The sequence below is a fragment of the Ruegeria sp. YTSA072 genome (genome assembly GCF_059610285.1).
Map to the genome: position 1 here is coordinate 452,187 of NZ_JBXWNI010000001.1, position 15,752 is coordinate 467,938.

13 protein-coding genes are annotated in these 15,752 nt (G+C 57.4%); 6 read left to right on the top strand and 7 right to left on the bottom strand.

The window, feature by feature from the left end; genetic code table 11:
* The first annotated feature begins 39 nt into the window (after nt 1-39).
* Both AC2FIB_RS02175 and aroB read left to right on the top strand, forming a co-directional pair.
* A complete protein-coding gene (locus tag AC2FIB_RS02175; RefSeq protein ID WP_058277741.1) occupies nt 40-627 on the top strand; it encodes a shikimate kinase in 588 nt (195 codons plus the stop codon).
* Nucleotides 628-1,740, top strand: a complete 1,113-nt coding sequence (aroB, locus tag AC2FIB_RS02180; RefSeq protein ID WP_496733065.1) for a 3-dehydroquinate synthase — start codon at nt 628-630, stop codon at nt 1,738-1,740.
* Here aroB and AC2FIB_RS02185 read toward each other — a convergent pair whose 3' ends face one another.
* Both AC2FIB_RS02185 and ssb read right to left on the bottom strand, forming a co-directional pair.
* Complete coding sequence (locus AC2FIB_RS02185; RefSeq protein WP_496733066.1) at nt 1,741-2,811, bottom strand: site-2 protease family protein; 1,071 nt, start codon at nt 2,809-2,811, stop codon at nt 1,741-1,743.
* A gap of 18 nt (nt 2,812-2,829) precedes the next feature.
* Nucleotides 2,830-3,342: a single-stranded DNA-binding protein gene (gene ssb / locus AC2FIB_RS02190; protein WP_058273781.1), complete on the bottom strand. Its 513-nt coding sequence runs from the start codon at nt 3,340-3,342 to the stop codon at nt 2,830-2,832.
* A 207-nt stretch (nt 3,343-3,549) separates the two neighbouring features.
* Between ssb and AC2FIB_RS02195 the strand changes: the two genes are divergently transcribed.
* Nucleotides 3,550-4,131, top strand: a complete 582-nt coding sequence (locus AC2FIB_RS02195) for a lytic transglycosylase domain-containing protein (RefSeq protein ID WP_496733067.1) — start codon at nt 3,550-3,552, stop codon at nt 4,129-4,131.
* Nucleotides 4,132-4,193: 62 nt separating this feature from the next.
* Here the strand turns inward: AC2FIB_RS02195 and AC2FIB_RS02200 are convergent, their stop codons facing one another.
* From AC2FIB_RS02200 to miaA, 5 genes are all read right to left on the bottom strand, one after another.
* On the bottom strand, nt 4,194-6,281 hold the full coding sequence (locus tag AC2FIB_RS02200) for a dipeptide ABC transporter ATP-binding protein (protein ID WP_282118615.1): 2,088 nt from the start codon (nt 6,279-6,281) through the stop codon (nt 4,194-4,196).
* A gap of 91 nt (nt 6,282-6,372) precedes the next feature.
* The gene (locus AC2FIB_RS02205) at nt 6,373-7,836 is read right to left on the bottom strand and encodes an ABC transporter permease (RefSeq protein WP_496733068.1); all 1,464 of its coding nucleotides are present in this window, start codon (nt 7,834-7,836) and stop codon (nt 6,373-6,375) included.
* 12 nt (nt 7,837-7,848) lie between these two features.
* Complete coding sequence (locus AC2FIB_RS02210; protein ID WP_058274233.1) at nt 7,849-8,895, bottom strand: ABC transporter permease; 1,047 nt, start codon at nt 8,893-8,895, stop codon at nt 7,849-7,851.
* A 135-nt stretch (nt 8,896-9,030) separates the two neighbouring features.
* Nucleotides 9,031-10,701: an ABC transporter substrate-binding protein gene (locus tag AC2FIB_RS02215; RefSeq protein ID WP_496733069.1), complete on the bottom strand. Its 1,671-nt coding sequence runs from the start codon at nt 10,699-10,701 to the stop codon at nt 9,031-9,033.
* Nucleotides 10,702-11,028: 327 nt separating this feature from the next.
* Entirely contained in the window at nt 11,029-11,922 is an 894-nt protein-coding gene (gene miaA, locus AC2FIB_RS02220) for a tRNA (adenosine(37)-N6)-dimethylallyltransferase MiaA (protein WP_496733070.1), read from the bottom strand.
* Nucleotides 11,923-12,019: 97 nt separating this feature from the next.
* Between miaA and pyrH the strand changes: the two genes are divergently transcribed.
* The 3 genes from pyrH (at nt 12,020) to AC2FIB_RS02235 (ending at nt 15,729) form a co-directional block, all read left to right on the top strand.
* The gene (gene pyrH, locus AC2FIB_RS02225) at nt 12,020-12,772 is read left to right on the top strand and encodes a UMP kinase (protein WP_109312162.1); all 753 of its coding nucleotides are present in this window, start codon (nt 12,020-12,022) and stop codon (nt 12,770-12,772) included.
* Between the two features lie 251 nt (nt 12,773-13,023).
* Complete coding sequence (locus tag AC2FIB_RS02230) at nt 13,024-14,250, top strand: aminotransferase class V-fold PLP-dependent enzyme (RefSeq protein WP_496733071.1); 1,227 nt, start codon at nt 13,024-13,026, stop codon at nt 14,248-14,250.
* A gap of 54 nt (nt 14,251-14,304) precedes the next feature.
* Entirely contained in the window at nt 14,305-15,729 is a 1,425-nt protein-coding gene (locus tag AC2FIB_RS02235; RefSeq protein ID WP_496733072.1) for a cryptochrome/photolyase family protein, read from the top strand.
* Nucleotides 15,730-15,752: the final 23 nt, after the last annotated feature.

The window sequence follows — 15,752 nt, forward strand, 5'->3', positions numbered from 1 at the left end:
AGCTGGCATTTTTCGTAAGATCACGTCATTCACGTTGAAATGAGCGAAATTAAGCATAACGCCCACACAGAAGGTACTGATGCGGTCTTTGAACTGCACAAAACCGTCGTTCTTGTTGGCATGATGGGGGCCGGAAAGACGGCTGTGGGCCGTGCTTTGGCCGCAAGGCTGGGTGTTCCCTTCCTCGACAGCGACGCCGAGATCGAATCGGCTGCCAATATGACCATCCCCGAGATATTTGAGCGTGATGGTGAACCGTTCTTTCGCGCCAAGGAAAGTCAGGTCATCGGACGTCTGCTGGACGAGGAAAAAGGCATCCTGTCAACTGGCGGCGGCGCTTTTCTTTCCGATCAGAACCGCCAGATGATCACTGAACGCGGGGTTTCGGTCTGGCTGCGGGCTGACTTGAAGGTGTTGTGGAACAGGGTCAAACATAAGGACACACGACCGTTGCTACGCACGGCCGACCCTTATGCGACCTTGCGCGCCTTGTATGAAGCCCGCGTCCCGGTTTATGCGCAGGCAGGGCTGACAGTTGAGTCCGATGGCGAAACCTCGATTGAAAATATGGTGGACCGGGTGGTGGAGTCGATGTTGACGCGCCCTGACGTATTGGAACGGAAGTAAATGCACCAAACCGTACATGTAGAGCTGGGCGAACGCTCCTATGACGTGGAAATCGGGCCTGACCTGCTGGAACAATCCGGCACAATAATTGCGCCCTTGCTACACCGGCCCAAGGTCGCCGTTCTGACGGATGAGAACGTGGCCGGGTTGCACCTTGATGCGTTGCGGGATGGCCTGGCAACAGCTGGTATCGAGATGACCTCGCTGGCCTTGCCCGCAGGAGAAGCCACCAAAAGCTGGCCGCATTTTGAACGCGCGGTTGAGTGGCTGTTGTCGGAAAAGGTAGAACGTCGCGACGTGGTTATCGCCTTGGGTGGCGGGGTCATTGGTGATCTTGCGGGATTTGCTGCGGCCGTTTTGCGGCGCGGTGTCCGTTTCGTCCAGATACCAACCTCGTTGCTGGCGCAAGTGGACAGTTCTGTCGGCGGAAAAACCGGAATAAACGCACCACAGGGTAAGAACCTGATTGGGGCATTCCATCAGCCGTCGCTGGTTCTGGCGGACACTTCTGTTCTGGGCACGATGACCCAGCGAGACTTCCTGTCGGGTTATGGCGAGGTCGTCAAATACGGCCTGCTGGGTGACGCCGAATTCTTCGAGTGGCTTGAGGTCAACGGCCCCAACGTCTCGGACGGGGACATGGCCGCGCGTGTACGGGCGGTCACACGCTCGGTTCAGATGAAGGCCGATATCGTAGCCCGCGACGAGACTGAGCAGGGCGACCGTGCGCTGCTGAACCTTGGGCACACTTTCTGTCATGCGCTGGAAGCGGCCACCGGGTATTCTGATCGCCTGTTGCACGGCGAGGGTGTCGCTATCGGTTGTGCACTGGCGTTTGAGCTGTCCTCTCGTCTTGGGCTGTGCTCACAGGAGGAACCGAGCCGTGTTCGGGCACACTTGCGCGCGATGGGAATGAAAACCGATCTGGCGGACATTCCCGGAGATCTGCCGGGTGCCGAAGCGCTGGTTGACCTGATGGCGCAGGATAAAAAGGTCATCGACGGGCAGTTGCGGTTTATTCTTGCCCGCGGGATCGGCCAGGCTTTTGTCACTTCGGATGTCCCGCGCGACGCTGTGCTGACAGTGCTGGAAGACGCCTTGGCAACGGTCTGATCAGCGTCCGCGGATCACCATCAATTCACCGATGTTTTCGCGGGTGATGTAGCCAACCATTGTCCCGGCCTGCGTGCAAACTGCGACGGCGGGAGCACCCTTGTGTAGTTTCCCCAGCACGGTTTCCAGGCCGGTGGTCAATTCAACGCGCGGGATCTCGGTTTCCATGATCGAAGTTGCCAGATCGGACCGAGGTGCCTCTTGCGCCATGGCAGTGAACAGCGTGCCGCGTGCTATAAAGCCCAGCAGGTCTCCATTCGGACCCAACACGGGGAATTCGTGTTGCGTGGTGTGAATGACGGCCTGTGCGGCAGTTGCAAGCGTGTCGCTGGGCGATAGGGCGTGAAACTCGGTAATCATCGCGTCGCGGGCCAGCACCCGCCGCGCGACTGAGCGCATGGCCACATCGTGGCTTTCCGCATTGGCCGCGACGAACACAAAGACGGCGATCAAAACCAGCAGAGGGTTACCTGTGCTCAGACCGAGAAAACCAAACGCCACCGCCACGACCTGACCCGCCAGAGCGGCGATACGTGTGGCTTTTACCCGGTCCATCTTCAGACATAAAAGCGCGCGGAATACCCGGCCGCCGTCCATAGGGAAGGCCGGGATCATGTTGAATACGGCCAGCAACAAATTCACATAGGCAAGCCGGTTCAACAGTCCGGCACTGGTCGAATCGATCCGGGCCAGCGAGTCCAGCGTCATTCCTGCCCCCATGGCCATCAAAACGATCCAGATCACAATATTTACCGCCGGCCCGGCCAGAGCGACCCAGACTTCTTCCATGGGCTTCTCAGGCATCCGTTCGAGCCGGGCAAGCCCGCCGATAGGCAGCAAGGTGATGTCAGGGGTTTTGATGCCGTAGCGCCGCGCCATCAGCGCGTGGCCGAACTCATGCGCGACAACGCAGGCAAACAGCGCCAGAACAAAGATCAGGTTGTCGATCGCGGCGGGCACCCCGCCTTTGGAATAAGCCGCAAAGGCGACCCAGCCCAGTAGTAGGAAAAAGGTGACATGGACCCTCAGTTCCGACCCCAGTACCCGGCCGAGAGAGAAGGACCATGTCATGATTCGTCTCCGTTTGCCTTAGAACGGAATCTCGTCGTCGTCGATTCCGCCGGATGCAGGTGCAGGGGCAGGGGCGCTGGACTGTCCGCCATAGGGGTCGCCATAGCCGCCGCCCGCCTGACCGCCGCCATAGCTGCCTGACTGTCCGCCGCCGTAACCGCCCCCGCCGCCGCCTTCGCCGCGTGCATCCAGCATCACAAGGGTCGAGCCGAAGCCCTGAAGAACAACCTCAGTCGAATAACGATCCTGCCCAGATTGGTCCTGCCATTTGCGGGTCTGCAATTGCCCTTCGAGATAGACCTTCGAGCCTTTGCGCAGATATTGTTCCGCCACGCGGACCAGCCCTTCGTTAAAGATCGCGACCGAGTGCCACTCGGTGCGCTCACGACGCTCGCCAGTATTGCGGTCTTTCCAGTTTTCGGATGTGGCGATGCGCAGGTTGCATACTTTGCCCCCGTTTTGGAAATTCCTAACTTCAGGATCGCGGCCAAGATTTCCGACCAGAATGACCTTGTTGACTGAACCTGCCATATATTTCCCCGTTCTTGTCTGTGTCGAGCGCGCCCGAATCTGACGCGAAGTTTCTACGCGACCCTATACGGCCTGCGTCATGGTTAAAACACAGTTGATGTGTGCAACGGTTGGCAAGAAACTATGCAGGTTCTGTTTACCAAGCTTTTATTCTTGCCTGAAATACCTATACTCATTCGGGTTCGAGAGCGAGCGGGATTGGCATAAATGCGTTTTCAAGTTGGTTGTTTTTCTGTTCTGTGCCTTGCGCTGGTTTCGGGTCCGGCTGCGGCAGAAACCCTGTCCACCAAAAACCGTAAGGATATTTTCCTCAAACAATCCAAGATCTTAGACTCGCGCGCTGCCACCCAATACCGCGGCTCTGAACGGCTGAAGCCAAAAACAGCGCAGCCAACTCAAGTCATCAAGCGATATAATGGTAAATATCGCGGCCAATACCTGGCGCTGGCGCGGCAAGCAGCCCGGAAACACAGTGTCCCGGAAGAGTTGTTCTTGCGACTGGTGCAACAGGAAAGCGGATGGAACCCGCACGCGGTGTCTCACAAAGGGGCACTGGGTTTGGCGCAGCTGATGCCTGGAACCGCGCGTCTTTTGGGTGTGAACCCGCATGATCCGAAACAAAATCTGGAAGGCGGGGCTCGTTATTTGTCGTGGCAGTATCGCAAGTTCAAATCCTGGCGTCTGGCGCTGGCGGCTTATAACGCCGGTCCGAAAGCCGTGGAAAAGCATGGCGGCGTGCCACCTTACAAAGAAACCCAGAACTATGTGAAAGTGATCTGGGGCGGCTGATAAACTACCAACCCAAGTCAGAAAAGAACCGGCGCTGTGGCCGGTTCTTTGCGTTTGGGCCGTTACTCGGCCGCGATCTTGATGACCGGCTCCATGCGGGCCAGAACTTCTTCGGACAGATGGCATTTGACCTGATGTCCGTCCGCCAGGGTTTTTACCGGCGGCACATCTTTCTCGCACAGCCCGCCCGGCACTTCGGATTTCCAGCGACAGCGCGTCTGGAAAGGGCACCCCGGGGGCGGGTTCATGGCCGAGGGGATATCACCATCCAGAACGATATGCGCTTTTTCAACCGACGTATCCGCGATGGGAACAGCACTCAGCAGAGCCTCGGTATAGGGGTGATAGGGCGGCGAAAACACCTGGTCGGTGGTCCCCAATTCGACCACATGGCCCAGATACATCACCATTACCCGGTCGCTGAGATAGCGTACAATCGACAGGTCGTGGCTGATAAACAGCAAGGTGGTCTTGTGTTCGCGCTGAATCTCCATCAACAGGTCGGTCACCGCCGCTTGTACAGACACATCCAAAGCCGACACAGGTTCGTCCGCAACTACGATCCGCGCATCGCCTGCAAAGGCGCGCGCGATACCGACGCGCTGTTTCTGTCCACCGGACAACTGACGCGGCATCCGATCGGCAAAGGCGCGCGGTAGCTTCACCAGGTCCAACAATTCCAGCATGCGTTGTTTTCGTTCAGCCTCGGAATTGCCGATGCCAAAAATTTCCAGCGCACGGATGATCTGTCGCCCAACGGTCATCGAGGGGTTCAGAGTGTCAAACGGGTTCTGGAACACCATTTGAACTTCGCCCACGGTCTTGGCATCCCGCTCTTCGATCGGCACGTCTTCGATGTTGCGGTTGTCCAGCAGGATTTGCCCATCTGTGGCCGTTTCAAGCCCCATCAAAACCTTGGCAAAAGTGGATTTACCGCACCCAGATTCGCCCACAATCGCCAGCGTCTCAGATTCATGTGCCTCAAAGCTCAGTGTTTCGTTGGCTTTGACTACCTTCTTCTCACCGCCCCCGAACAACGCATTGGCGGCTACCTCATAGTATTTCTTGAGGTTGTCCATTTTCAGGACAACGCGGCCGATTTCGCCTTTTTCTTTCTTGTCGGCCAAAGTGATCGGGGCGTTCCAGTCAATCTCCTTGAACTTCAAACAGCGTGTGTGGTGGCGGTCATTGCCAGGCACAGGCTCCATCAGAATGTTCTGCGCGTCGCATCGGCCTTCTTCGAAATAGTCGCAGCGCGGGCCAAAGTTACAGCCTGACGGGCGTTCGTGGGGCAGGGGAAAGTTCCCGGGAATAGCCACCAGTGGGCGGGCGTTCTTGTCTGCCCCCGGCAACGGGATCGAGCGGAACAGCGCTTGAGTATAGGGGTGCTGCATCTCGTCGAACACATCGTGTATCGAGCCGCGCTCGACCGCCTCACCCGAATACATCACGCAAAGCCGGTCACAGGTCTCCAGAACCAGACCAAGGTTGTGCGAGATGAACAGCATCGAGGTGCCGTATTTCTTACCCAAATCCCTGACTAACTCGACTACGGCGGCCTCAACCGTCACATCCAGTGCGGTTGTCGGTTCATCCAGAATCAACAGCGCCGGCTTCGACATCAGCGCCATCGCGATCACGATACGCTGCTGCTGCCCCCCTGACAGCTGATGGGGGAACGAATTCAGCATCCGCTCGGGGTCGGGCAGGCGTACGTCCGTTACCACTTCCAATGCGCGGGCATAGGCCTCTTCCTTGCCGACTCCCTCGTGGATCATCGGGACTTCCATCAATTGCTTGCCGATCTTCATCGCCGGGTTCAGCGAGGCCATCGGTTCCTGATAGATCATCGCGATCTCATTGCCGCGAATATCGCGCAGTTCATCCGCACTCATCTCAGCCAGATCGCGCCCTTTGAACTTGATCGAACCGCCGACAACCCGCCCGTTCTTGCCGAGGTCCTGCATCACTCCAAGTGCCACAGTGGATTTGCCGCAACCGGATTCTCCGACCAGTCCAACAGCCTCGCCGGGCTGTACGCTGACCGAAAAATCCATCACGGCGGGAATTTCCCGAAGGCGGGTGAAGAAAGAAATCGAAAGTTTGTCGATCTCAAGAATTGGGCCGTCATATTCCGCCAATTTGTTCATCTTGTATCTCCTCGCGAGAGTCCGGGGATCCCCTTCATCTGGCTAAAAATATCCTGGGGGTCCGGGGGCAAAGCCCTCGGTCGCTCTCACATCAGTCCTTCAGGCTTTCTTCGCGCAGGCCATCTGCCAGCAGGTTCAGACCAAGAACCAGCGACAGCAAGGCAAAGGCAGGCGGAAGGGCAGGGTGCAGATAGATCGACAACAGCTTGCGCCCTTCGTTGATCGTAGAGCCCCAATCCGGGCTTTCCGGCGGCAGCCCCAATCCGAAGAAACCCAAGGTTCCCAACAGGATCGTGGTATAGCCGATACGTAGACAGAAATCGACGATCAGCGGACCTCGTGCATTGGGCAGGATTTCCCACAGCATGATGTACCACGGGCCTTCGCCACGGGTCTGTGCCGCAGCCACGTAATCCCGTGTTTTGATGTCCAGCGCGAGACCGCGCACGATGCGGAACACGGTGGGTGAGTTCACGAAGACAACCGAAACAAACACCACGAGGATACCGCCAGGGATATCGAACAGGTCCAGATAGGTCGGCAAGCCCCAAATGCCGTAATCATCGGTGTTGATGATGTAGCCATCGGTCGAAATCAGCGACAGATACAGCCACAGCACGATACCCAGAACCCCGATCAACAGCGGAGTGCGGAAATTCGGGCGGGTGTAATACCGCGAGTTCAACAGAACGCCGATGAACAAGATCGGGAATATGAACAAAACGGCTGCCATATAGTTAGGCACGCCTGTCGCCACGATTTCCGGCGTAACCAGCAGGTAGAACAGCAGGATGACTGGGAAAGCCAGGATCAGGTTGGCAAGGAAGGACAGGAACGTGTCCAGACGCCCGCCGTAATACCCTGCTGGCAGACCCAGAGTGATTCCGACCATAAACGCGAACATGGTCGCCAGCGGGGCGATCTGCACCACGATCCATGCGCCTTTGACCATGCGACTAAAGACGTCGCGGGCAAGGTTGTCGCCGCCCAGAAGGTACCAGGCATACTCGCCGTCTTCAGGGTTTTGCAGGGGCGTTCCGGGCACTTTGTTCTTCATACCAGAGACCTGACTCAGCGGGTCATGTGTGATGATCAGATCCAGCGCACCGAAGATCCCGGTGAAGACCCAAAACATCACAAGGCCGAAGCCGATCATGCCGATGGGGCTGTCAAACAGTTTGCCGTATAGCCCGAGGCGTCGTTTGAAGGCGATCGACATTGCAAACAGGATGATCAGCGACAACCACACAGGCAGAAATTGCTGTGAGATCGCGCCGACGATCCCGGCACTGGTGCCCATGAGGATGCCAAGCACGATATACGCTAGCGCAAGGACGACACAGGCGAAAAAGCTGTATCTCAAGGCTGATTGGGTCAATCCCCGCAGTCCTGTGCCTGAGCTGAGCGTTCCGTCCGCATTCAAGCTCAACGGGGCTTCGGGTAGGACGATGCTGCCGATGATCCAGACGACGATTGATACGACCAACGCAGCCAGCGCGATCATCAAGATTGGGTTTAGAATGGCGATAGAGCCGGTCCAGCTAAGAGGTTCCATGATCTATCTCCCTTACGAAATTCGGATGCGCGGGTTGAGGTAGACATAGCCGATATCGGATATCAGCTGCGTCACCAGCACCACAAAGACCGACACGACCGAAATCGCCAGCAAGAGCTGAATGTCGTTGTTGCCCGCCGCCTGCACCAGCGCCCAGCCGAAACCCTTGTAGTTAAACAGGGTTTCAACAATCACCACGCCATTCAGCAGCCATGGGAACTGCAGCATGATGACGGTAAAGGGGGCGATCAGAGCGTTGCGCAGCGCGTGCTTCATAACGATGTTGCCAAAGGAAACACCCTTGAGACGCGCGGTACGGATATATTGTGCGGTCATCACCTCGGTCATCGAAGCGCGGGTCATCCGGGCGATATAGCCCATCCCGTAAAGCGCAATGGTCAGAACCGGCAGAAAGAAGTTCTCAAAGGTCGGATTGTCCATCGCTTGCGTCGCAGTGCCCTTGAACCATTTCAGGCCCACGGTGGACGAGGTGAAGATAGCGATGAAGATCACGCCTGATACGTATTCTGGCGTCGCCGTCGTGATGATTGAGAAGGTAGAGAGGGACCGGTCCAGTGCTGATCCTTCGCGCATCCCGGCCAATACTCCGACCAGTAGCGCGGATGGCACCATCAGGACCAAAACCCAAAACATCAGATAGCCGGTGTTGCCCAGGCGTTTGCCAACAATGGTGCCGACCTCGTCTTTGAACACGCTGGAATAGCCCCAGTCGCCCTGCAAAACACCGCAATATCTGGAGGTCGTTTCCTCGGTTGACCCCGGTCGGGTACACGTTCCAAGGAACGTGCCGTCATCAAGTGTCTTGGTATAGCCTGGCAAAACCCCCAGCCATTGACCGTATTTGACTAGCGTCGGTTGCAGATAGCCGCGATTGTCCAACCAGGTCTCAACCTGTTCGTCGGACATCCGCTGGTTGCCCTGCGTTTTCGCAAGCTTTTCCAGGTTCGGGTAGAGGTTGGTCAGAAAGAAGACCACGAAAGTCAGGCACAATGCAGTAAGAAGCATGACGCCGAACCGTCGGAGGATGAATAGTCCCATGATGGCCCCTGTTGTTCGGGTGTTCCGCAGATCATTGGACCATTGTCTGGCCTCGGACATCCGACCCCGTGTCGGCCTGTCTGCGGCTGGAAAGGGGCGCCCTGTTCAGGCGCCCCCATTAACGTCTGGCAGGTTTTAGGCCGCCCAGCCCCACTTATAGTGGTGATGCTCGAAGGAAACGTGCATGTCGGTGCCGACAAGCCCGTCCTTCATGTGGCGATACAGCGAACGCCAGTATGGCTGAATGGTCACGCCTTCTTCCTGGATCATCGCCTCACCCTTGGCGACCACTTCGCGGCGCTTGTCGGCATCTGCGATGGCCAGCGCTTCGGTCAGAAGCGCGTCAAACTCGGCATTTGCCCAGCCGAATTCGTTCCAGGCTTCACCGGTACGATAGGCCAGAGCCCAGATTTGCACGCCCAGTGGACGGTGGTTCCAGTTGGTCGAGCTGTAGGGGTATTTCGCCCAGTCGTTCCAGAACGTGTTGCCCGGCAGAACGGTCCGCTTGACCTTGATACCCGCGTCACGCAGCTGCGCTGCAACCGCGTCGGTGGTGTTCCGGCGCCAGTCATCGTCGATCGAGATCAGCTCGTGCTCGAAATCGATCATTCCGGCTTCTTCCATCAGCGCACGTGCACCTTCCGGGTCGACCTTCTGCGGCGGCAGTTCGTAATAGTCCGGGTGGATCGGACCAACATGGTGGTTTTCCGCAGGCGAACCACGACCGCCGTAACCCAGTTCCAGACAGATCGAGTTATCAACCGCCATTTGCAGAGCCTGACGCACCCGCTTGTCTTCGTAAGGCTTCTTCCCGTCAATCTCGGCCAACTGGTTCGGGCGGACGACGATGGTGTTCATGGTCACAACTTCGGACTTCACATAGCCGAGGCTATCCATCACGTCGATGAATTCACCAACCGATTCATACAACATGTCGACTTCATCGGATTCCAGCGCGGCCAGCCAAGCGGACGGGTCGGTGCCGTAGTCAATGTAGACAATGCTGTCCAGCGCCGGGCGACCAAAGATCTCTTCGCCCCACCAGGTGTGGTTCTCGTTGCGAACGAGGGTGGCTTTCACGCCGACTTCTAATTCCTGCACCAGATATGCGCCGGTGCCCACATTGTTGAGCAGATCGGTTTCACTGAACGAGCTGTGTACAATAGCCGCCGGATAATCTGCCATGCCAGCAATCAGCGAGATGTCAGAGGCTGGCAGGTTCAGTTTGACGGTGTTGGCATCGACGACTTCGATTGCGCCGTCAATGGCCTGACCAGATTCCGGATCGATCAGTGTCGCAAAGCGACCTGCCATCGAGTTGGTTTCCGAGCTCTTGTCACACCAGCGCCCGATGTTGCGGGCCACGTCTTCGGAGGTGAAGTCGTCACCGTTGTTCCATTTGACGCCCGGACGGACTTTCAGAGTGTAAACGGTTGCGTCGTCGTTGACTTCCCAGCCCTCCAGCAACATGCCGCGGAACGTACCGTCCGAGTTGTACTCGACCAGATACTCGAGCGTGCCACGGGTCACGTTCGCGATCTGCGACCAGTCATAGGTGCGTGGGTCTTTCAGGGCGCGCACTTCCTGCTGAACGCGCAGGGTGCCGCCTTCTTTCTTTGCATCTTCTCCGGCCGCTCGCGCCGGGGCAGCCAGTCCGATCATGCCATAGGCTGCGGCGGCGGTGACCCCAAGGCCCGTGGTGCGGGTCAAAAACTCGCGTCGGTTCAGTTTGCCGTCCCGATATTCCTGTGCGTGCATTTCTGCCGCCCAGTGCATCGGTGCTCCGGTCATTGTCTGATTATTCATTAACGTTACTCCCTGTGAGACAGTATTTTTTTGGATGAAGTGGCGAACCGCTCAGGCCGGAATGCTCCGGCCGGCAGGTTCATTGGTCTTCTGATCTCGGATTTCGGACATCCCCATGACCGACATTCGGCACCAGAATTTTGGTGAGGTCAATGTTCGAAATCGTCATTCGAGGTACAAAAACGACATTGACGGGCTGAGTTTAACGCTATCAGCTTTTTCAGCCCCAGGGGAATCCCTTGGCAGGTTCAGTTTCGCGACAGTGGATTCGCCACGAATTTCCTGCATGTGCGTTCGCGATCAATGAAACTTCAACCGCATCAGGTATCACTTTGATAAGTCGACCCGATTCCAACTTTTCATACGGGCGCGAAACCAGGTGCGCTGTCGTTTGGCGAATTGGCGGGTCGAGATCGTGGCCTGTTCGCGAGCCTCATCCAACATCATGGTGCCGTCGAAATAGGCCATCAACTCGGGTACTCCGATGGCTTTGAATGCCGGAAGCGACGGATCATAGCGGTCCCGCATCCTTTCAACCTCGGTCAATGCACCAGTGTCCAACATCAGGTCAAAGCGGCGCGTGATGCGATCCAAAAGCCATTGTTTATCCACGTCGAAAACGATGGGCACTGTGTTCTTCACGTCCAAAACCGGGGGTGGTGTGGCGTCTTGCCAGTCACTGAGGTTTCGACCGGTGGCATTGTACACTTCCCATGCCCGCTGAACACGGGCGCGGTTTTGTGTGTCGATCCGGGCCAGTGTCTGCGCATCCACACCCGCGATCAGAGTCTGCAAGGTCAGGCTGTCCGCCTCGGCCCGGATTTCGGACGGTGTAGGTGGAATATCGGCCATACCTTCGGTCAGCGCAGAAAAATATAGGCCGGTGCCCCCTACAATAATGGGGCGTGCGCCGCTGGTCAGCAGTGGTTTCACCTCGCGCAGCCAATGGCCGGTGGAGTAGTCCTGATCATATGAGATATGTCCATACAGAAGATGCGGTGCGTGGGCTTCTTCTTCAGCCGACGGGCGGGCGGAAATCACGCGCCAGCAATCGTAGACCTGGCTGGCATCGGCGTTCACGATGACACCGCCGAACTGCTCGGCGATCAACAGGGCAAGTGCGGACTTTCCAGAGGCGGTAGGGCCTGCGATCAACACAGGTTTGTCGTCGGGAATTGGAGGCAGGCGGTCCAATATCTGCGATCTTGTGGGTTCGGTCATCTCGGACTGCCTCATTCCTTACCAATCGCATTGAACCTGCGGCGGTTTTGCTTCATTTTGCGCCTGAAAATAAACCCGTGCCAGCCCGGAGCGCAACATGACCATTTCCCCGACCACCGACACCGCCGAAATCACGAAGGCAAGGTATGATCGCGTAATGCTGAAAATCTCGGGCGAGGCGCTTATGGGCGATCAGGGGTTCGGCCTGCATCCGCCCACAGTTCAGCGCATCGCGCAAGAGATCAAATCGGTGCACGATTTGGGTGTCGAGATCTGCATGGTGATTGGCGGCGGCAATATCTTCCGCGGTCTCAGCGGATCGGCACAGGGTATGGAACGGACTACGGCTGATTACATGGGCATGCTGGCAACGGTCATGAACGCGCTGGGGATGCAGTCCGCGCTGGAAGAAATCGGCGTTTTCACCCGGGTAATCTCAGCCATCCGCATGGACGAGGTGTGCGAGCCCTATATTCGCCGCCGTGCCGTGCGCCACCTTGAGAAAAAGCGGGTCTGCATCTTTGCCGCCGGAACCGGAAACCCGTATTTTACCACCGACACTGCCGCGACCCTGCGCGCCAATGAAATGGCATGTCAGGCGATCTTCATGGGTAAGAACGGCGTCGATGGTGTTTATGATAAGGACCCCAAGGAACACGCGGATGCCGTGCGGTACGACACCGTCAGCTATGATGATGTTCTGGCCAAACGCCTGCGGGTCATGGACGCGTCGGCCATTGCACTGGCGCGCGACAACAATCTGCCGTTGATTGTCTTCGGGCTGGACGAACCGGGCGGATTCCGGGGCATTTTGGCCGGTGAGGGGACCTACACCAAAGTTCAGGGCTAAACCGCTTTACAGTTTGCTTAAAAGCCGGGTTTGGATGCCCGGCTTTTTTGTGCGCGTTTAGCAAACCTGAACGCTTGACGAACCATCTCAGTCCTTGCAATTTGACCGCGTTCCCGCGCCGGACCGGTAGCGGGGGCTGTCTGCGCCTATCGCGCGGACTGGGCTGGAAGACCTGCCATGATTTCTGAGGGTTTCGAAATCATGCTCGGACACCTCTTGAATGAACGCGCATGATCAAGGAGAGACGTGCCATGAGCACTCTGGATATCAATTTTGTCCGGTCACAGTTTCCGGCCTTTTCCGAGCCCAGCCTGCAAGGGCAGGCATTCTTTGAAAACGCTGGGGGATCATATACTTGCAAGCCAGTGCTCGATCGCCTGACGCGGTACTACACCCAGCGTAAAGTTCAACCCTATGCACCCTATGAGGCCAGCCGTCTGGCGGGTGAGGAAATGGATGAGGCCCGCGCACGCATGGCAGCCATATTGGGCGTCGAGACGGATGAGTTGAGCTTTGGCCCTTCGACCACGCAGAACACCTATGTCCTGGCGCAGGCTTTCCGCCAATGGATGCAACCCGGCGAAGCCATCGTGGTCACCAATCAGGATCACGAGGCAAATTCAGGTCCGTGGCGGCGGCTAGCGGACGAGGGGATCGAAATCCGCGAATGGCAGATTGATCCCGAAACCGGCTCGTTGAATCCGATGGACCTGGAAAACCTGCTGGACGAAGACGTGCGTCTGGTGTGCTTTCCCCATTGCTCGAACGTGATCGGAGAGATCAACCCGGTGACCGAGATAACCGCGATTGCCCATGCCGCGGGGGCATTTGTATGTGTGGACGGCGTATCCTACGCGCCACACGGGTTTCCGAATGTGGGTGATCTGGGACCGGATATTTATCTGTTTTCGGCCTACAAAACATACGGACCGCATCAGGGGTGTATGGTCATCCGACGTACGCTTGGGGAAGTGCTGCCGAACCAGGGGCACTATTTCAACGGCGACGTGCTGTACCAACGGTTTACTCCGGCGGGGCCGGACCATGCCCAGATTGCGGCCAGCGCGGGCATGGCGGATTACATTGATCTGCTGTGCGATCATCATAGCGGGCCAACCGGCGAAGTGGCCGAGCGTGGTTCATTCGCCCATGATCTGATGCGCTCGCACGAGGTCGCATTGCTGCAACCGGTTCTGGATGCGGTCAAAGACCGCAACGCCGTCCGCCTGATCGGAACATCCGATGCCAGCCGCCGCGCCCCGACCGTGGCCCTGGCGCTGAACCGCAATGCAGAAGCCGTTGCCGCCGATCTGGCTGGATATGGTGTCATGGCTGGCGGCGGTGATTTCTATGCCGTGCGTCCGTTAACCGCGATGGGGGTCGATCTGGATCAAGGCGTGCTGCGGGTCAGTTTCACGCACTATACATCTCAACAGGAAATTGATCAGCTTTTGAATGCACTAGACGACGTTTTGTGATCCAATTCCGCCTCTGCTTCGTAACCGAAGAAAGAAGAAAAGAGCAGGGCGGACATGGAACAGCAGCGGTCACCGATCATCATGTGGTTCCGACGGGATTTGCGCCTGTCGGACCATCCTGCACTGAGCGCCGCGGTTGAGAGCGGGCGACCGATCATACCAGTTTTTATTCTGGACCACTCGGTCCTGCCTTTGGGCGCAGCACCGAAATGGCGGCTTGAATTGGGCCTTAAGGCTTTTGCACGGACGCTAGAGCTGACTGGCAGCCGCCTGATCTTGCGTCAAGGGGATGCGCTGACCGTTCTGCGGCAGCTTGTCGTCGAAACCGGTGCAAGCAGCGTTTACTGGACCCGCGCATATGACCCTGACGCCATTGCCAGAGATACGAAAATCAAGACAGCGCTGACCGACCAGAATGTCACCGTTAAATCCTTCGCCGGCCATCTTTTGTTCGAGCCTTGGACCGTGGCGACGAAAACAGGGCAGCCGTTCCGCGTGTTCACGCCGATGTGGCGTTCAGTGCGCAGCCGCGACGTTCCGATGCCCAGCGATGCTGTGGCCCATCTCAGATCGGCTGCGACGTGGCCTGTTTCCGAAAATCTCCAAGATTGGCATCTGGGCACGCAGATGCGCCGCGGAGCATCCGTGGTCACACCCCATGTCCGACCGGGTGAAACCGCAGCTTTTGAGGCGTTGCATCAATTTCTGGACCGCATCGCCGACTACTCAGATCACCGGGATCGTATGGACTTGGACGGGACATCTAACCTGTCCGAGTATCTGTCTTTAGGTGAAATTGGCCCACGCAGTGTCTGGCACGCAATTCAGCGGGCCGGGATGACGGGAGTTCAGGGGGGCGAACCCTATTTGCGCCAATTGGTCTGGCGCGAATTTGCTTATCACCTGATGTATCACACTCCATCCCTGCTCAGCGGTAATTGGAAGCCGGAATGGGAAAGATTTCCGTGGAACACTGATGCGGACCAGCCCGAAGTTCTCGCTTGGAAGCAGGCGAAAACCGGCGTCCCGGCAGTCGATGCCGGGTTACGGCAAATGTATGTGACCGGGCGAATGCACAATCGGGCACGGATGATCGTAGCGAGTTACCTGACCAAGCATCTGATGACCCATTGGAGAATTGGCATGGATTGGTTCGCGGATTGTCTGGTCGACTGGGACCCGGCGGCAAACGCGATGGGCTGGCAATGGGTTGCAGGGTCGGGGCCCGATGCCTCGCCATTCTTTCGCATCTTCAATCCGCAAACACAGCAGGAAAAGTTCGATCCGCAATCGGACTTCGTTCGGCAATGGATTGCCGAGGGGCAGAGCAATCCACCGGCAACAGCACTGGCGTATTTTGATGCGGTTCCGAAGTCATGGAACCTCAGTCCACAGGACCCATACCCGCAACCCGTTGTCACTTTGGCAGCCGGTCGGGCGCGTGCATTGGCGGCCTATGAGGGCCGAAAAAACCAGTAACGAATTGAAAACTTGCCACAAAC